Source organism: Sphingomonas trueperi, assembly GCF_040545665.1.
Lineage (GTDB): Bacteria > Pseudomonadota > Alphaproteobacteria > Sphingomonadales > Sphingomonadaceae > Sphingomonas > Sphingomonas trueperi_B.
The window spans coordinates 415,920-432,166 of the sequence record NZ_JBEPMH010000002.1; the positions used below are offsets into that span (position 1 = coordinate 415,920).

Consider the following 16,247-nt stretch of genomic DNA (forward strand, 5'->3'; position numbering starts at 1 on the left):
ACGCCGAGCTTGACCTTAAATCAGGAATTCATCTTCAACCGCATCAAAGGCCGTTTTGGCCAAATTCATCTCTTCATCTGAAATATCTTTGGCGTGAGCATCAGCCCTATATTTGTTCACCTCATTCAAAGCAGCTCGCAATTCAGAGCGGCGACTTCCAAGATATGTCAGAACTTTTTCAGATCCCAATATAGAAATCAGGTCCGTTAAATACAAGGGACTATCAGTATTAGAAAATAAAAACCTGTGGTCGAGGTGGTCGAGCGCCTCAAACCTTCGCTTTGATAGCTGACTACTGATTATCGATACAAAATCAGATGCCTCAATTCCCCGCGCCCAAACAGAAAGGGTAGTTCTTATGCCCTGTTCTATTTTGCCACGCCGAAGACAAAGCTCACCCCACTTATCTTCCAGATCTTCGCATTTTTCGTCAGGTGCAATTCGTAGAACAGCTTTACGAACTGAATCAAATGCTATCTCTGGCACACCATCTCTGACAGAAATTAGCCCGTATCCTAGTAGATGATCTACAAGGTCAGGAGCCTGCTTAACGTACTCCGCTAACTCATCAGGGCTCCCAATGATTAGTTGGCGCAACAGGGCAAATTCTTCTTCGTAGTAAACTTTGATATTGTGCACTATCTCGTACAGATAAGATTGTAATTGGCTGGCGAAGGCAGTCTGCGCCTGATCAATACGTTGCATTGGAACATCTTTCGGTCGCTGACCGAAGGTTAGCTGATGAACCTTACTACAAATCTGCCGAGTGAAAAACGGGTGGCCACCATATGCAGAGTGCAATTTAGAAATCGCCGCAGCGTCGAAGTCCAACCCCATAAAAAAACCCAAGCGATCAACCATCTCTCGAGTTTCGTCAAATGTTAGATTCGGGATAAATCTTTTTTGAGCTAATAGATAGGCTGGGTTATCTACACCATTTATTCTTGCTTGCTCAAGAAGATATGGGCTTGTGCCTACTATGCAAACTGACAAGGAAAACTTTTTGGTCGCCTGCGCGAACGACCTGATCACCTGCCAAAAATAGAGAGGATCGTTACCAGACCGCCAGTGATCCGACGCGCCCGTGTGCGGAGATATTTTTTCTATTTCGTCAAATATTATCAGGAGGTTGGTTTGCAATGCAGACATGGTTTGCGCCATGTAGAAATTAAACCACTCTGAGACCACCACACCCTCAAGACTTTTCGGGCGCTGCAACGCCTTCAACCGGTTTTGGCTTCGAATGGTTTCTACGATGTGGACCAAAAGTTCGCCATATCTTCGACAATGCACACTAAGCGATTCACAGTCGAAAGTTGCTATAATTAGCTCTGTCGCCTTTGACCGACGCTGGATAGCATGGATTGCCGATGTCTTCCCACTTTTCCTTAAACCAAACAAACTTGAATGCTGCCCCGATTTAGCAAGATCTACGACACTGCTAACGATATCGGATCTACCAAAAAAGAAGTGCTCTTCCTTCAGAGCAGCCTGAAATCCAAAAAGATCACGAATGTGATAGTTCTGTCGGACCGCAGATATAAGTGGGTTGACCCTGGTGCTTAGAACCTCAAAGGTCAACGGGACAATAATGGGATACTCCAAATGCTTTTCCAGGTAAAGCTGGACAGCTCTTTCAATATCGTAGTCACCACTTACGAGAAATCTTATTCCACGGTCTATCCGAGCTGAAGCCACTAAATCAAGAAACTTATTGTAAGCTTCAAGCGTTCTGACTTCAAATGTGTCGTAGTCTGCAAACAGTATTAGCAACTCTCTTTGGGTGTTTAGCACAACGGACGAATCGTCGGTCGGCCTAATCAGCGCCGCAAAGTACGTAGAATTATCAACTTGGATGCCGTCGAAAGATCGTGTGACGTAAAACGTCTGGGCCACCTTCCTCAAAGCCATCTGTATTTTCTGAGGATACTTACCAATTTCGAAGTTCTGATTGAAACCAGCGTATGTAGGCATGAGGCTCCCCCTAAACCCCTTCGGCATAACCGGCGGCGATTTGGCAGCCAAGTGGGAACGCAATTAAAAAAGCTCGCCGGCGTCGCAGCCATAGCGCGTTGAGCGCGCCAGTTCGTATCGCTGGCGTCTAGGTGTGTGTTCAAAGTGATAGCTTTGCTGTAAAACAGAGCCCCATTGGCCTATCCCAACTTTCACGCATGCCCCACCTCCCCACCAACCCCGCCCATCTCGGCCGCGCCGCCAGCGCCACCGTCGAGCCCGACTTCACCGGCCCCGACTGGTTCGAGGCCTATGCCGCCCGCCACGAAGCGGACGGGCAGGAGGGCCGGCTGGTCTCGCAGTTCGCCTTTTCGGAGAGCTGGGACTCGTGGGAGATGCACCCGCACGGCGCGGAGCTGGTGATCTGCACCCAGGGCGCCTGCACGCTCCACCAGGAACATGCCGACGGCAGCACCGAGCGCGTGACGCTCGCGCCGGGCGACTATGCGATCAACCCGCCGGGGACGTGGCACACCGCCGATGTCGCGCCGGGCGCAACCTGCACCGCGATCTTCATCACCCCCGGCCTCGGCACCACCCATCGGCCGCGCTGAACAGAGGCGCGCAAACCGGCACCGGGAACGTCCCCGATGCCGGCGGTACCGTGGCTCGCGCGATTCAGGCGGCGATCTTCTTCGGGTCGATCCAGAGCGCCGTCTGCGCCTTGTTCGGCGCGAACTGCGGCTCGCCGAACGGGCAGCGGATCAGGCTTTCCTGCTCCAGGCATTCGGGAAAGCTGGCATACAGCGCCTCCCAGTTCTTGTACTTGCAGTACAACAGCGCATCATTGCACACATAGGCGGCACGCGCGGCCATCGCCGGCTGGCGGGTCGACGTGGCAAAGGTTACGACAACGGCCAGAGCCCCCAACTTCGCTGCGACTTGCATCCACCGCATCGTCTTCTCCCTCTGTTCGATTGCGACTCTTCGAAGAGCCGCAGCTATATTCCTGCAATATTTTGCGATTGGCAATGCGCCTTGCGGCGCCCGCGCCGTGCACCCACCCCGCCCCGCCCTGCCCGCTCAGCAGAACAAATCGATAACAAATCGCTTTCCTACAGCATCCGATCCGGCATATCTGGAGAGTCGCCTGCAACCAGGAGACGTTCGATGATCCCGGATCCCGACGCGCTTACCGTCCACCCCGACGCCGACGACCTGTTCTGCCTCGACACGATGATCGAGCCGCGCATCGATTTCGGCGGCGGCCTCCCCGCCCGGCGCGAACGGCACGATGGCTGGACGCCGGCCAAGCAGCGCCAGTTCCTCCAGATGCTGGCCGAGGGGCACACCATCACCAACAGCTGCGCCGCGCTCGGCATGTCGACCAGCTCGGCCTATGCGCTGCGCCGCTCGGCGGCGGGGGCGGCGTTCGCGCTCGGCTGGCAGGCGGCGCTGCTGCTCGCGCGCGAGCATCTGGCCGACCGGCTGCTCGAGCGCGCGATGCACGGCTCGGTCGACACGATCACCCAGCCCGACGGCTCCACCGTCACCCGCCAGCGCCACGACAACCGGCTGGCGATGCACATGCTCAACCGGCTCGACCGGCTGGCCGAGCAGGACTGCGGCCCCGCCGACCATGCCGCCGCGCGGCTGGTCGCCGGCGAGTTCGAGCAGTTCCTGGCGCTGGTCGCGGTCGACGGCGGGGCGGCGCGCGCCGGGCTGTTCCTCGCGCGGCGGGCGGGCGGCGCGGGCGGCATGGGCACGGAAGCGGCGGACGAGCTGGCGGCGGTGCGCGCGCTGGCCCGCGCCGATGCCTGGCTGCGCACCGGCGCCGATGCGCGCGAAGGCGTGGCGGTGGGCGATCTCGATCCGGCGCAGCGGCGCGGCTGGAGCGCCGAGCAATGGGCGCGCGCCGAGACGGCCGGGCTGCTCGTCCTCGCGCCGCCGCCCGCCCCGGCGGAAAACGCGCGCGAGCGTGAACTTTGGCAACTTAGCGCGCGCGACAATCCGAACGGCGAGCCCGTCTGGTGCGACAGCGACCGCGGCGAATGGCGCACCAGCTTCCCGCCACCCGACGATTTCTACGGCGAGGAGTTCGGGGACTATGGCGAGCCGGACTATGCGCGCGAATTGTCGCCCGAGGAGCTGGAGGTGCTGGAAGGCCCGCTGCGCGCGGCGCGCGAGGCCCGGCGGGTCGCGGCGGCGCAGGAGCGCGATGCGTTCTTCGCGGACGGCGTGGACGTGATCGAGGTCGACGCGCACGGCGTGCCGCTCTGGGGGGAGGCAAAAAGCGAGGGCGAAGCCGAGCCTGCCAAGTCCCCCTCCCGCCTGCGAGGTTCAGGTCGGTCAGGCCCCCGGCCTGACCTAAGCGATGCGGGGCATCGTTTACCTGAACCTGGGTTAGGGGAGGGTGAGAGAGGGTCGCAAGCGAAGCGCGATAGGGAAGCGGACACACCGCAGCTTGCATCGGAGTCACCCCCCAGCACCCCCACTGCCTGCCACCCTCACACACCCTCCCCCATCCCCTCCCGCAAGCGGGAGGGGGGTAAGAAGGGCGCTTCGTCGCATCCCGGGACGGGCCCCGCCGCCCCCGGCTTGACACCCCCGGCCGACGCGCCCATCTCGCCCCCGGCACGCGCCAGGGGTGCGTCCAAACGCCAACGGATCCGAGAAGGAACCATGCCCAGTAACGATCAAAGTAGACCGACCGCGCCTGCCAGGGCCGCCGCGCTGAACTGATCCTGCTGGGTCACGTCACTCGCGCCGGCCCCGGGGGGCCGGTCGGCAGTGAGGTGTACCATGAATGCAGCCATTCGTTTCCTGAACGACCTGCGCCGGATCGGCGGTGCGTCGCGGGACCTCAACGCGGTGTTCGACGAACGCCTGACCTTCGGCGAACGCCTCGCCGATCGGGTCGCGGCGGTCGGCGGCTCCTGGGGGTTCATCATCGGCTTCGGGGTGTTTCTCGGCGCCTGGGCGCTGGTCAACACCGTGGTGCTGGCCGCGCACGCGTTCGACCCGTTTCCGTTTATCTTCTTGAACTTGATGTTGTCGATGCTCGCCGCGCTCCAGGCCCCGATCATCATGATGAGCCAGAACCGCCAGGCGGCGAAGGACCGGCTCGAGGCGCGGCTCGATTATGAGACCAACTTGCGCGCCGAGGCGCAGATCGAGGAGCTGCACGCGAAAATCGATTCGCTGCATGCCGATATTGCCCGGCTGGTCGAGGTCCGGGCGCCGCGCTGATCCGGTCGCCTCAGAAGGCGACGGCGCGGGCTTCCTTCTCGGCCTCGTTGAGCGCGCGCTGGGTGGCGACCCGCTCGGCGCGGACGGCCATCGCTTCCCAGGCCGCCTGGGACCGGAGGTGCCGCTCGCGGACATTGTCGAGATCGCAGCCGGCGGCGGCATTGCCGGCTTCGTCGGCACGGGCGCGGAACAGTTCGATTTCGGTCATCGGCGGGGGTGCCTCGCTGGGGAAAGAGGGAGGGACATGCGAAAACGGCGGCCCCGGATGGAGCCGCCGTCTTGGGGTTCAGGTCAGTCGGCCGCCTGGAGGTTGACCGCCGCCATCTTGCCGCGGCGATCCTCTTCCAGTTCGTAGGTCACGCGCTGGTTCTGCTGCAGCGTGATCATGCCGGCGCGCTCCACCGCGGTGATGTGGACGAAGGCGTCGTTGCCGCCGGTGTCCGGCGCGATGAAGCCATAGCCCTTGTCGGCGTTGAAGAACTTGACGGTGCCAGTGATGCTCATGGTGTTTTCCTTACATTGTCGGCGCGCCCCGTGCGGGCGGACCTCGCGCTTCAGGGCAGGGATGGAAGGAAAACGGAGCCGCAAAGCACCAGAGACCAACGATTTGCGACTTCAGCCTGCCCTATGTGGGCCTATTGGGAAGGGAATGCAATGGCGGCGACCGGAACTGCGGCGGGATGCCGGGCCTGCGAGGCGAGGCCCCGCCCCGTATCGGAGCGGGGCGAAGGCCGGTCAGTCGGGCTTCTTGGCGACGGCGACGAGCGCCGGGCGGAGCAGCCGGTCCTTGATCATGTAGCCGGACTGGATCTCCTGCACCACGGTGCCGGGTTCCTTGTCGGCGACGGGCATTTCCATCATCGCCTGGTGCCTGTTGGGGTCGAGCGCCTCGCCCAGCGCCACCACCTTGGAGATGCCGTGACGGCTGAAAATTGCCTCCAGCTCTCGGCCGGTGGCCTCCAGGCCGGTGACGAGGCCCTTCATCTTCTCGTCTTCCCGGAGCTCGGCCGGAATGGCCTGCAGCGCCCGGCCGAGATTGTCCGCGACCGAGAGGATGTCGCGGGCAAAGCTGGTCGCGGCATAGGCGCGTGCGTCCGCCACTTCCTTTTCGGTGCGGCGACGAAGGTTCTGCATGTCGGCCTGGACGTAGAGATGCGCCTGCTTGGCCTCGGCCAGCTGCGCCTCCAACTCGGCGACACGGTCCTGCTCGGCCACTTCCGGCGCGGCTTGTGCAGTCTCTTCCCGCAGCGTTTCGCCCTGGGTCGGTTCGGTATTTTCGATGTTCTCGGACATGGTTCCCTGTTTTCTTCAGGCCAGCAAACGGGCCAATGTGGCCGCCGTGAAATCCACCATGGGCACGACGCGGGCATAGTTCAACCGGGTGGGGCCGATCACGCCGACGACGCCGACGACACGACCGTCCAGCGAACGGACCGGCTTGGCGATCACCGACGAGCCGGAAAGCGCGAACAGCTTGTTCTCGGAGCCGATGAAGATCCGCGCCGCCTCGCCTTCGCGGGCGCTATCGAGCAGGCGGGCGATCTCCTCCTTGCCCTCCAGCTCGTCGAGCAGCTGGCGGACGCGGTCGAGATCCTCGGCGGCACCGGTGTCGATCAGCCGGGCCTGCCCGCGGACGATCAGCACCGGACGGCGGCCGCTATCCTCGCTCCACACCGCCAGGCCGCGCTCGACCAGCTCCGACGCGGCGGCGTCGAGCGCAGCCTGTTGCTGGCGGAGTTCCCGCTCGATCCGGCCGCGCGCCTCGGCGAGCGTCAGCCCGGCGAGCGTGGCGCTCATGTAATTGGCCGCGCGCTGCAGCGACATCGGATCGACCCCGCCGGGCAGCTCGACCACCCGGTTCTCGACCGAGCCGTCCTCGCCGACCAGCACGGCAAGCGCGCGGTCCTGGCTCAGCGGTACGAAGCCGAACTGGCGCAGCACCGTCTCCGCCTTGGGCACCAGCACCAGCCCGGCGCACGCGGACAGCCCGGAAAGCGCCGCGGTGGTGCCCGCGATGGCGTCTTCCACCGGACCACCCGCCCCGGCCCGGGCCTCGATCGCCGCGCGTTCCTCGACCGAGGGCTCGCTCGCCTGCATCATTCCGTCGACGAACAGGCGCAGCCCGCTTTCGGTCGGCATCCGGCCGGCGCTGGTATGGGGCGCCGCGAGCAGGCCGAGCTCCTCCAGATCCTGCATCACGTTGCGGATCGACGCCGGCGACAGGTTGAGCGCCGAGATGCGCGAGATGGTGCGCGAGCCCACCGGCGCGCCGTTGTCGAGATAGGATTCCACCACGATGCGAAACACGTCGCGCGCGCGGTCGGTCAGCTCGTGGATCGGCGGCGTGATCATGGTGTCTGTTATCTAGGCGGTCGGGCGCCCCTGCTTCAAGGCCGCGCGCCGATCAGGCCGGCGATCGGCAGCAGATCGGGCGCCGAACCCAGCGCGTCGGCGACGCCGGGGCTCCGCGTGCGGTCACAACCGAAATAATAGGAGAGCGCGCGGTGCCCTGCCCTCCCGTCCCACTGGACCTCGACGCTCGGCATGTCGGTGGCATGCTGGCCGCAACTCGGCGAGCCCGGTGCGGTGCGGACGCTGCCGCTGCGTGGACGATAGGGTGCGAGCCGGGTAAGGAACGCCTCATACTGCGCCGGGGACACCCGGAAGTCGCGCGCGCCGGTCACCGCGGTGAAGCGCTGCCCCTCGAAGGTGCCGGTCCCGTCGGGCCGCACCGTGACGGAATAGACCGGGCAGGCGCCGCCGCAGGGGCTCGTGGCATAACGGATCATCTCGCCGCGAACGATCGGTGCGGATGGGCCCGCGGGAACGCCGCTGCTGACGGGCGGCGGCGGTGGCGCCGGGCGGGACGGCCGGGCGGGCGCCGGGCGCGACGACCCCTCGGGCGGCGCCACCTGCGGAATGCAGCCGCCGAGCATCGCTCCGCCGCAAACCAGTGCAACCAACAGGCGCATGCGTGTCTTTCTCCCCTTATCGTGCAAGACTGGCGCAACGCGCCGCCACGGTCTAGGTGCCCGGCTCGATCTTTAGGGAGACTGAATCGCATGCGCCCATCCGGCCGCGCCCCCGACGAAATGCGGGAAATCACCATCACGCCGAACTTCACCCGCCACGCCGAAGGATCGGTGCTGATCGGCTTCGGCGACACCCGCGTGCTCGTCACCGCCAGCGTCGAAGAGCGCGTGCCGCCGTTCCTGCGCGGCAAGGGCGAAGGCTGGGTGACCGCCGAATACGGCATGCTCCCCCGCGCCACCCACACCCGCGGCCAGCGCGAAGCGGCCAAGGGCAAGCAGTCCGGCCGCACCCAGGAAATCCAGCGGCTGATCGGCCGCTCCCTCCGGGCGGTGACCGACCTCAAGCTGCTCGGCGAACGCCAGATCACGCTCGATTGCGACGTGCTCCAGGCCGATGGCGGCACCCGCACCGCGGCGATTTCGGGCGCCTGGGTGGCGCTGCGGCTCGCGGTCAACAAGCTGATGGCCGAGGGTGCGATCGCTACCGATCCGATCACCACCCAGGTGGCGGCGGTAAGCTGCGGCATCTACCAGGGCACGCCGGTGCTCGACCTCGACTATCCCGAGGATTCGTCGGCCGACGCGGACGCCAACTTCGTGCTGCTCGCCAACGGCAACATCGCCGAAGCGCAGGCCACCGCCGAGGGCGCGACCTATGACGAGGAAGGCCTGCTGCGCCTGCTCCGCCTCGCTCGGATCGGCTGTGCCCGCATCTTCGACGCCCAGCTAAAGGCGGTGGGATGAGCGGCGAGGGCGACACGCCCCAGGCGATCCGCAAGCTCGCGCCCGGCAAGCTGGTGATCGCCAGCCACAATGCAGGCAAGGTGCGCGAAATCCGCGAACTGCTCGGTCCCTATGGGATCGAGCCGGTCTCGGCCGCTGAGCTCGACCTGCCTGAGCCTGAGGAGACCGGCACCAGCTTCGTCGCCAATGCCGAACTCAAGGCGCTGCAGGCGGCGGACCTGTCGGGGCTCCCTGCCCTTGCCGATGATTCGGGGCTGTGCGTCGAGGCGCTGGGCCTTGCGCCCGGCATATACTCCGCGCGCTGGGGCATGGCCGCGCCGGGGATGGACGGGCTCGAACCCGTTTCGCCGTTCGAGGGGCGCGATTTCGGGCTGGCGATGCAGCGGGTCGAGGACAAGCTGGCGGCGCTGCCCCCCGAGACAAGCCGCGCCGCGCATTTCGTCTGCGCGCTGGCGCTCGCCTGGCCGGACGGCCATGTCGAATGGTTCGAGGGCCGCGTGCACGGCGAACTCGTCTGGCCGCCGCGCGGTGAAAAGGGCTTCGGCTACGATCCGATGTTCGTACCGCTCGGGCATGCGGAAACGTTTGGCGAAATGGAGCCGGCCGCGAAACATGCGATGAGCCACCGCGCCGATGCATTCCGCCAATTGGTCGCCTCGGTCTTCTGAGGCGGGTCTATTTCGGCTGCAACGATATTCATGGCATCGAAGGTTTAAGCTATCCTAACGACGTCCATATGTTGATCGAGTAACGATCGCTGCCTAAGCACGGGCGACGATGGAGGACAAATTGGGGGTGCGCGGCACCGAACTATTCGATGAAGTCGATGCGCGGCTGAGCGAAATCAAGCGGCTTTTCACGCAGTTCGCCGGCGAGGCCCCTGCCTCCGCCAGCGAATCGCGGGCCGGTTCGTTCGGGCGGCTGCAACTCGCCCGGATGATTCTCTGGGGACGCACGCTGCTGGAACGCGAAGTCGCCAAGGATCTGTTCGCCGACCCGGCGTTCAATATCCTGCTGACGCTCTATGTCAGCCGCGCCGACGGCAAGGACGTGTCGACCTCGGCGGCCTGCACCGCCTCCGGCGTGCCGACCACGACGGCGCTGCGCTGGATCAACGCGCTCGCCCGGCGCGGCATGATCCACAAGCGCAGCCTCGCGACCGACCGGCGCTTCACCTATCTGGAATTGACCGAGAAAACGGGCGCGGCGCTGGACCGCTATTTCGACCTCATCCTGGATCGCGCAGCACACCCGCCGACGCCGTAACCCCATATTTGGTCGTCAGCCGCTCGAGCGACAGTGAGATATTGGCCGCTTCGGCATCCTCGCCCAGAAGGTCGAGCAGCGCGATCGCGTCCACCAGGTGCGTGCACACCGTCTCGATACCTGCGCCCCGTTCGTCCATTGTTTCAAAATCTCGCGTATCTTTATATCCGTATTGGATTTTCGGGTACGCGTGGACAAGTCAGGAATAATCCCGACGCGGGACACACCTAGTGTGCCAACCAACAGGATCGCAAGTCTTTGTGCATTGCGCCACTATGTCCATTTTGGATATTGCTGAGCTTTGCCGCAAGGAAGGCCTGTGACTCCGCTTTCTACGCTCCTGGAGCGCGCCGAAGCCATTTACCTGACCCATGGCAGCGACAGCGCACGCTATCTGCTCGACCAGATCGAAACGGCCATCCGCGAAGGCGCACCGGCATCGCAGATCTGCGAGCTCGACCATCTTCTGCAACTGATCGAATTTCGCGACCGGACGCTGGCGCTGTACGGGAAGCGCTGATCGCGCCCCTTGCCGGGCGCATGCAGCTTGGCGATCCTGAGGGGAGGATCGCTCGCAGCGGCGGTGGTGGATAGGGATGGATTCGAACCACCGTAGGGCGAAGCCCGGCAGATTTACAGTCTGCTGCCTTTAACCACTCGGCCACCTATCCATGGAGACCGCCGCTTGCGAGCGAGGTGGGCCCAATGCCGAAGCGAAGCGGGCCTGTCAACGCCTTGCGTGCACTCTTTTGCGCGCATAGCGTCCCGCCTTCACTTTTTGGGGGGATAACATATGCGTCGCACCGTCCTTGCTCTCACCGCCGCGCTGCTCGCCAGCGCACCGATCGCCGCCCAGACGATCCAGACGAGCCCGACCGACCGCGTCATCGACCAGGGGACCAACCATTCCGAGGTGATGCGAATCGCACAGTATCTCACCGACGTGATCGGCGCGCGGCTCACCAACTCGCCCGGCATCCGCAAGGCCGAGGACTGGACCCAGGCCAAGTTCCGCGAATGGGGTCTGGTCAACGTCCACAAGGAAGGCTTCGAGTTCGGTCGCGGCTGGTCGAACGAGAAGCTGGCGGTGCGGATGGTCGCCCCCCGCCCGCTCCAGCTGATCGCCGCCCCCCTGCCCTGGACGCCCGGCACCAACGGCGCGATCACCGGCGAGGTCATCCTCGCCCCGCTCGCCGACGCGGCCGCCTTCGCGCAGTACAAGGGCAAGCTGAAGGGCAAGCTGGTCCTGATCACCGAGCCCAAGGACATCGAGGATCCCACCGAAGCGCCGTTCAAGCGCTGGAGCGTCGAGGAGATGGCCAAGCGCGACTTCTACGACCTGCCCAACGGTGAGAGCGAGCGCCCGTTCAACCCCGCGCGCTACACCTTCGCGGGCAAGCGCGACGCCTTTCTGAAGGAAGAAGGCGCGATCGGCTATGCGATCATGTCCAGCCGCAACGGCAAGCTGGTCCACGGCCAGAACAGCCAGTTCCAGGTCGGCAAGTCCGGCACGCTGCCCGGCATCGAGATCGCGGCCGAAGACTATCGCCGCCTCGCCCGCCTCGCCAAGATGGGCGCCAAGCCGACGCTGGAGATCGATGCCGTCAACCGCTTCGACGACAGCGACACCAAGGGCTACAACATTCTCGCCGACATCCCAGGTACCGATCCCAAGGCCGGCTATGTAATGGCCGGCGCGCATCTGGACAGCTGGGCGATGGGCGACGGCGCGGCCGACAACGCCGCCGGCAGCGCGATGGTGATGGAAGCCGCGCGCATCATCCGTACCTCGGGCATCAAGACCAAGCGCGCGATCCGCTTCGCGCTATGGGCGGGCGAGGAACAGGGCCTGCTCGGCTCGATGGCCTATGTCGAGGCCCACATCGCCAAGCGCCCGGTCGATCCCAGCGCGACGGGCACCGTCCGCTACATGACCTGGAGCCGCGCCTTCCCGATCACGCCCGGCCCGGACCACGCCAAGCTCGCCGCCTATTTCAACCTCGACAACGGCTCGGGCAAGATCCGCGGCATCTACGCGCAGGGCAACACCGCGGTAATGCCAATCTTCGAGCAGTGGTTCACGCCGTTCCACGCCATGGGCGCAACGCAGGTTTCTGCGCGACGCACCGGCAGCACCGACCATGTCTTCTTCGACGCGGTGGGCATCCCGGCGTTCCAGTTCATCCAGGACCCCCTCGACTATGGCTCCATGGTGCATCATACGGACGTCGACACGTTCGATCATCTGAAGGCCGACGATATGCGCCAGGGCGCAACCATCCTCGCCGCATTCCTGATCAACGCCGCCAACAGCGATCAGCCGCTGCCGCGCGCGCCGCTTGCGACCGCGCCGACCCCGGCCGATCAGTTCTACAATTTCCCGGAGTCCGCACACTGATGAAACGTCGAGGCCATCGTCCCAGCCAAGCCCCAGCATCGCGGCCGCGTTTCTACGGCCGCCACGCGGTGCTCGCGGCACTCGCGAACCCTGAGCGGACGGTGCGCAAGATCTGGGGCACGCGCGAGGCGCTGTCGGCGCTGGACCTGCCCCCGGTCATTCCGATCACCTATGCCGACGCGGCCGATCTCGGCCGCCTCGTGCCCTCTGATGCGCCGCACCAGGGGCTGGTCGCCGAAGTCGATCCGCTCGAGGAGATCTGGCTGGGCGACCTGCTGGAGCAGGGCGCCGAGGACAAGCGCCCGCTGCTGGTGCTAGACCAGGTGACCGATCCGCACAATGTCGGCGCGATCCTGCGCTCGGCGGCAGCGTTCGACGCGTTGGGCATCGTGACGCAGGACCGACATGCACCGCCCGAGACCGGCACCCTCGCCCGCTCGGCGGCGGGGACGCTGGAAGTGGTGCCCTGGGTCCGCGTGGTGAACCTGTCGCGCGCACTCGACGAGATTGCCGAGGCCGGCTTCTGGCGGGTCGGTCTCACCGGCCATGCCAAGGCGACGCTGGGCGAAGTGATGGGCGAAGGCCGCGTCGCGCTGGTGCTCGGCGCCGAGGGCGAAGGCATGCGCCAGAACACCGAGGCGCATTGCGACCAGCTTGCCCGCCTTCCGATCTCGCCCAAGGTGGAAAGCCTGAACGTGTCGAACGCCGCAGCCGTGGCGCTCTACGCGGTGAACACGCGCGGCTGAGGAGCATACGCATGACCAGGATGCTGCGAACGCTGGCGCTGGTGGTACTCGCCCCGCTGGTACTGGCGAGCTGCCTGTTCGTGCCCGGCAAATTCGATTCCGCGCTCACCATCCACCGCGATCGCAGCTTCACCTTCACCTACAAGGGCGAGGTGGTCGCGATCGACCTCAAGGGGCTGGGCGGCGACTTCATGAAGATCGGCGAGGAAGAAGGGGCCAAGAAGGGCAAGAACGGCTCGGCCGATCCCGCCAAGGTGAAGGCGGCGGAGCAGGCGAAGCGCGACGAGGAATATCGCAAGCTCGCGGTCGAGCTCGCCAAGGAAGCGGGCTATCGCAGTGTCGAATATCGCGGCAACGGCATCTTCTACGTCGATTTCGCGCTGTCGGGCGTGCTCGATCACGCTTTCGTCTACCCCTACAACCAGGACAATGAGATCGTCCTGCCCTGGATCGCGATCGAGCTGCGCGGCAAGGATGCGCTGCGGGTGAAGGCGCAAGGCTTCGCCCGGCAGAAGAGCGAGGCCGCGGGCCTGGGCGGCATGGGCGCCGGCCTGTCCGACGGTGCGGCGGCAGCCGATCGCATGGAGGGCAGCTTCACCCTCACCACCGATGCCGAGGTGATCAGCCAGAACAACGAGGCCGGCGCCGAGACCGTCGGCAGCGAGAAGGTAATCACCTGGAAGGTGAATACCCGCACCAAGGACGCACCGATGGCCTCGTTGCGCGTGGCGCCGTTGCGCTGATACGAAAACGGGCGGGTGCACCGGCACCCGCCCGCCCTCTCCACACCCCTTTGGGGATAGGGTTCAGGCCAGTTCCCACTCCAGGGCGATCTGGGCCTTGAGCAGCTTGGACACCGGGCAGTTCGCCTCGGCGCCCTTGGCGAGCGCCTCGAACTGCTCCTCACTGATGCCGGGCACTTCGGCGCGCAGCTTCAGGTCCGAGCGAGTGATGGTGAAGCCGTCGCCGTCCTGCTCCAGCTTCACTGCGGCCGTGGTCTCGAGCGTGCCGTCGCTGAACCCCGCCTGGGCGAGCGCGAAGCTCAGCGCCATGGTGAAGCAGCCGGCATGCGCCGCCGCGATCAACTCTTCCGGATTGGTGCCCTTCTCGTCGCCGAAGCGCGTGTTGAAGCTGTAGGGCGTCGCCTCAAGCACGCCCGAGGGGCTGGTCAGCTGGCCTTTGCCGGCCTTGCCGAAGCCGGTGTAGCGGGCGGTGGCGGTGCGGGTGGTCATGGCAGACTCCTGGAAATGGTCGGGCCGGGGAATCGACCCCGGCCCGATCCTATCACTTGCACGTGACGTTGTTGCGATCGATCGAACGCCCCGCCGCAGCACCCGCCGCCGCGCCGAGCAGCGTGCCCAGCGTCTGCGATCCGCCCGGCGCGATGAGGTTGCCCAGCACGCCGCCCGCGACACCGCCAACGATCAGGCCGGTCGTGCCGTCATTCCGGCGGCAATAATAGCGACCGTCCTGCCCGCGATAGACGCGGTCGTTGCGCGACAGGCGGCGTTCGCGCGCGCGCTGATCCTCGCGATAATAGCGGTCGGCATAATAGCCGTTATAGGCCGGGTCCGGTCGGTTATAATCATACTGGCGATAACCGCCGCCGCCGGCATAGCCGGGGCCGTAGCCGCCTTCGGCGCAACCGGAAACCAGCGTCGCCGCAGCGACCATGCTCAAAGCGAAGATGCGCATCGGGTCTCTCTCCTGATCCATGTTGATGTGCGTGGGCAATGCGCGGCCGGGCGGAAGGTTGCGCGGCCGTGCCGATCCGGGGAGGATCAGGAAGGTGCTGCGTCGTTGCGGCGAAGCTCGTCGGCCTGGCCGGCAACCAGCGTCGGGGCGGAGCCACCGGCCAGCGCCGGGGCAAAGGCCTCCCGCTCGTTTGCCGGGATCGACGCTGTGGGATCGGGGCGGAACTGCTCGATCGCGCGCTGGCTGCCATCGGGGTGGCTGTCGCCCATCAGGTCCGTCGGCACGGTGCCGGGCTCCGATGCCGCACGGCGCGTCCAAAGCGCACCGAAGGCAATCGCGCCGATGGCACCCAGCCCGGCCGCGGCGATCGCCGCGATGCCGGTCCGCCCCAGCGACGAACGCTTGCGGACCTTGGTCGCCGGCGCGGCTGCCTTAGGGGTGCGCTTCGGGCGCGCCTTTGGGGCGGGCTTGGCGGCCGCGGGCTCTGCCTTGGTGTCGGCGGCTGCAGCCGTGGTCGCGGCCTTGGGCGTGCGCTTCCGCGGCGTGATGGTCTTGGGCGTCTTGCTTTCGGTCGCCATCGAAATCTCCTTTCGGTTACGGTACGGTCAACGGGCCGGGATGTGCGCGTGTTCCGCGCGATGCGCGATCAGCGGGCGCAAATGCGGGTGCGTTGGTTCACCCAGCAGCCGTCCTTGCGGGTGACGGTGCCCAGCGGGTCGCCCGCCTTGTCGTCGTTCGGATCGGCATTCCAGGTCGCATCGGCCTTGCCGTCGGCGCGGGTGGTAACCACGGCGAAGTGCGACTGGACGGGCTTGCCGGCGCTCCAGGTGTTGAGCGTGTAGCCGCCGTCGCCCATCGGATAGACCTGGCAGCGGCCGTCGAGCAGCGTCTTGCCGTCGACCTCGAAGCGGCACTGCTTCGCGGCGGAATGCGGCGGGGTTTCGTCCTTTGTCACCGGCGCGGTGCTGGGAGTCGGTGTCGGGCTGGGCGTCGCGACGACCGGAGAGGCGACGTTCGCCGTGACGGCATTGTCGTCGGCCTGCGGGCTGTTGCAGGCGGCCAGCGGTGCGAGGAGCAGCAGCGTCGCGGCGATGGAGCAGGTCTTCAAGGGCAAACGGCGTCTCCGCAGGAGGTTGCCCCGCCCTACCCACACGGCGTGTGTTT

The 16,247-nt window shown here is 65.2% G+C and carries 22 protein-coding genes and 1 tRNA gene; 10 read left to right on the forward strand and 13 right to left on the reverse strand.

Annotated elements, in window-relative coordinates; translation table 11 throughout:
* Positions 1 to 15 precede the first annotated feature (15 nt).
* Positions 16 to 2,025 carry a hypothetical protein gene (locus ABIC65_RS09210; protein ID WP_354308235.1) on the reverse strand — a complete coding sequence of 670 codons (2,010 nt, stop codon included), beginning with the start codon at positions 2,023 to 2,025 and terminating at the stop codon, positions 16 to 18.
* Positions 2,026 to 2,171: 146 nt separating this feature from the next.
* On the opposite strand from ABIC65_RS09210, the gene ABIC65_RS09215 reads away from it, so the two are divergent.
* On the forward strand, positions 2,172 to 2,567 hold the full coding sequence (locus ABIC65_RS09215) for a cupin domain-containing protein (protein WP_354308237.1): 396 nt from the start codon (positions 2,172 to 2,174) through the stop codon (positions 2,565 to 2,567).
* Between the two features lie 64 nt (positions 2,568 to 2,631).
* Here the strand turns inward: ABIC65_RS09215 and ABIC65_RS09220 are convergent, their stop codons facing one another.
* Positions 2,632 to 2,901 (reverse strand): hypothetical protein, encoded by a 270-nt coding sequence (locus ABIC65_RS09220; protein ID WP_354308238.1) that lies wholly within the window; start codon positions 2,899 to 2,901, stop codon positions 2,632 to 2,634.
* Between the two features lie 222 nt (positions 2,902 to 3,123).
* On the opposite strand from ABIC65_RS09220, the gene ABIC65_RS09225 reads away from it, so the two are divergent.
* Both ABIC65_RS09225 and ABIC65_RS09230 read left to right on the forward strand, forming a co-directional pair.
* Positions 3,124 to 4,695, forward strand: a complete 1,572-nt coding sequence (locus ABIC65_RS09225; protein WP_354308239.1) for a hypothetical protein — start codon at positions 3,124 to 3,126, stop codon at positions 4,693 to 4,695.
* Between the two features lie 60 nt (positions 4,696 to 4,755).
* On the forward strand, positions 4,756 to 5,202 hold the full coding sequence (locus ABIC65_RS09230) for a DUF1003 domain-containing protein (RefSeq protein WP_354308240.1): 447 nt from the start codon (positions 4,756 to 4,758) through the stop codon (positions 5,200 to 5,202).
* Between the two features lie 10 nt (positions 5,203 to 5,212).
* On the opposite strand, the gene ABIC65_RS09235 is transcribed toward ABIC65_RS09230, so the two are convergent.
* The 5 genes from ABIC65_RS09235 to ABIC65_RS09255 form a co-directional block, all read right to left on the reverse strand.
* Positions 5,213 to 5,410 (reverse strand): hypothetical protein, encoded by a 198-nt coding sequence (locus tag ABIC65_RS09235; protein ID WP_121074401.1) that lies wholly within the window; start codon positions 5,408 to 5,410, stop codon positions 5,213 to 5,215.
* Positions 5,411 to 5,493: 83 nt separating this feature from the next.
* The gene (locus ABIC65_RS09240; RefSeq protein WP_121074399.1) at positions 5,494 to 5,706 is read right to left on the reverse strand and encodes a cold-shock protein; all 213 of its coding nucleotides are present in this window, start codon (positions 5,704 to 5,706) and stop codon (positions 5,494 to 5,496) included.
* A gap of 231 nt (positions 5,707 to 5,937) precedes the next feature.
* Positions 5,938 to 6,495, reverse strand: a complete 558-nt coding sequence (gene grpE, locus ABIC65_RS09245) for a nucleotide exchange factor GrpE (protein ID WP_354308241.1) — start codon at positions 6,493 to 6,495, stop codon at positions 5,938 to 5,940.
* A gap of 15 nt (positions 6,496 to 6,510) precedes the next feature.
* A complete protein-coding gene (hrcA, locus tag ABIC65_RS09250) occupies positions 6,511 to 7,554 on the reverse strand; it encodes a heat-inducible transcriptional repressor HrcA (RefSeq protein ID WP_354308242.1) in 1,044 nt (347 codons plus the stop codon).
* A gap of 35 nt (positions 7,555 to 7,589) precedes the next feature.
* Positions 7,590 to 8,174, reverse strand: a complete 585-nt coding sequence (locus ABIC65_RS09255; RefSeq protein ID WP_354308243.1) for a DUF6438 domain-containing protein — start codon at positions 8,172 to 8,174, stop codon at positions 7,590 to 7,592.
* A gap of 90 nt (positions 8,175 to 8,264) precedes the next feature.
* Here ABIC65_RS09255 and rph point away from each other — a divergent pair, with 90 nt between their 5' ends.
* The 3 genes from rph (at position 8,265) to ABIC65_RS09270 (ending at position 10,244) form a co-directional block, all read left to right on the forward strand.
* The gene (gene rph, locus ABIC65_RS09260; RefSeq protein WP_125973949.1) at positions 8,265 to 8,978 is read left to right on the forward strand and encodes a ribonuclease PH; all 714 of its coding nucleotides are present in this window, start codon (positions 8,265 to 8,267) and stop codon (positions 8,976 to 8,978) included.
* Entirely contained in the window at positions 8,975 to 9,646 is a 672-nt protein-coding gene (gene rdgB / locus ABIC65_RS09265; RefSeq protein WP_354308244.1) for an RdgB/HAM1 family non-canonical purine NTP pyrophosphatase, read from the forward strand. The genes rph and rdgB overlap by 4 nt, the downstream gene beginning before the upstream one ends.
* A 109-nt stretch (positions 9,647 to 9,755) precedes the next feature.
* Complete coding sequence (locus tag ABIC65_RS09270) at positions 9,756 to 10,244, forward strand: transcriptional regulator (RefSeq protein ID WP_354308245.1); 489 nt, start codon at positions 9,756 to 9,758, stop codon at positions 10,242 to 10,244.
* On the opposite strand, the gene ABIC65_RS09275 is transcribed toward ABIC65_RS09270, so the two are convergent.
* Positions 10,207 to 10,383: a hypothetical protein gene (locus ABIC65_RS09275; protein WP_354308246.1), complete on the reverse strand. Its 177-nt coding sequence runs from the start codon at positions 10,381 to 10,383 to the stop codon at positions 10,207 to 10,209. The two genes, ABIC65_RS09270 and ABIC65_RS09275, sit on opposite strands and share 38 nt — an antisense overlap.
* A 180-nt stretch (positions 10,384 to 10,563) precedes the next feature.
* Between ABIC65_RS09275 and ABIC65_RS09280 the strand changes: the two genes are divergently transcribed.
* Positions 10,564 to 10,764: a hypothetical protein gene (locus tag ABIC65_RS09280; protein ID WP_354308247.1), complete on the forward strand. Its 201-nt coding sequence runs from the start codon at positions 10,564 to 10,566 to the stop codon at positions 10,762 to 10,764.
* Between the two features lie 64 nt (positions 10,765 to 10,828).
* Here ABIC65_RS09280 and ABIC65_RS09285 read toward each other — a convergent pair.
* A tRNA-Tyr gene (locus tag ABIC65_RS09285) sits at positions 10,829 to 10,915 on the reverse strand.
* Between the two features lie 122 nt (positions 10,916 to 11,037).
* Here ABIC65_RS09285 and ABIC65_RS09290 point away from each other — a divergent pair.
* Genes ABIC65_RS09290 through ABIC65_RS09300 form a run of 3 tightly spaced genes read left to right on the forward strand, consistent with a single transcriptional unit; the run spans position 11,038 to position 14,131 of the window.
* On the forward strand, positions 11,038 to 12,642 hold the full coding sequence (locus tag ABIC65_RS09290) for a M20/M25/M40 family metallo-hydrolase (RefSeq protein WP_354308249.1): 1,605 nt from the start codon (positions 11,038 to 11,040) through the stop codon (positions 12,640 to 12,642).
* Entirely contained in the window at positions 12,642 to 13,388 is a 747-nt protein-coding gene (gene rlmB / locus ABIC65_RS09295) for a 23S rRNA (guanosine(2251)-2'-O)-methyltransferase RlmB (protein WP_354308250.1), read from the forward strand. The genes ABIC65_RS09290 and rlmB overlap by 1 nt, the downstream gene beginning before the upstream one ends.
* A gap of 11 nt (positions 13,389 to 13,399) precedes the next feature.
* A complete protein-coding gene (locus tag ABIC65_RS09300) occupies positions 13,400 to 14,131 on the forward strand; it encodes a hypothetical protein (protein WP_354308251.1) in 732 nt (243 codons plus the stop codon).
* A 63-nt stretch (positions 14,132 to 14,194) separates the two neighbouring features.
* Here ABIC65_RS09300 and ABIC65_RS09305 read toward each other — a convergent pair whose 3' ends face one another.
* The 4 genes from ABIC65_RS09305 to ABIC65_RS09320 form a co-directional block, all read right to left on the reverse strand.
* On the reverse strand, positions 14,195 to 14,620 hold the full coding sequence (locus ABIC65_RS09305; protein WP_121074363.1) for an OsmC family protein: 426 nt from the start codon (positions 14,618 to 14,620) through the stop codon (positions 14,195 to 14,197).
* A 52-nt stretch (positions 14,621 to 14,672) separates the two neighbouring features.
* Positions 14,673 to 15,083 (reverse strand): glycine zipper 2TM domain-containing protein, encoded by a 411-nt coding sequence (locus ABIC65_RS09310; RefSeq protein WP_354308253.1) that lies wholly within the window; start codon positions 15,081 to 15,083, stop codon positions 14,673 to 14,675.
* An 86-nt stretch (positions 15,084 to 15,169) separates the two neighbouring features.
* Positions 15,170 to 15,661: a hypothetical protein gene (locus ABIC65_RS09315; protein ID WP_354308254.1), complete on the reverse strand. Its 492-nt coding sequence runs from the start codon at positions 15,659 to 15,661 to the stop codon at positions 15,170 to 15,172.
* Positions 15,662 to 15,729: 68 nt separating this feature from the next.
* Complete coding sequence (locus ABIC65_RS09320; RefSeq protein WP_354308255.1) at positions 15,730 to 16,191, reverse strand: hypothetical protein; 462 nt, start codon at positions 16,189 to 16,191, stop codon at positions 15,730 to 15,732.
* Positions 16,192 to 16,247: the final 56 nt, after the last annotated feature.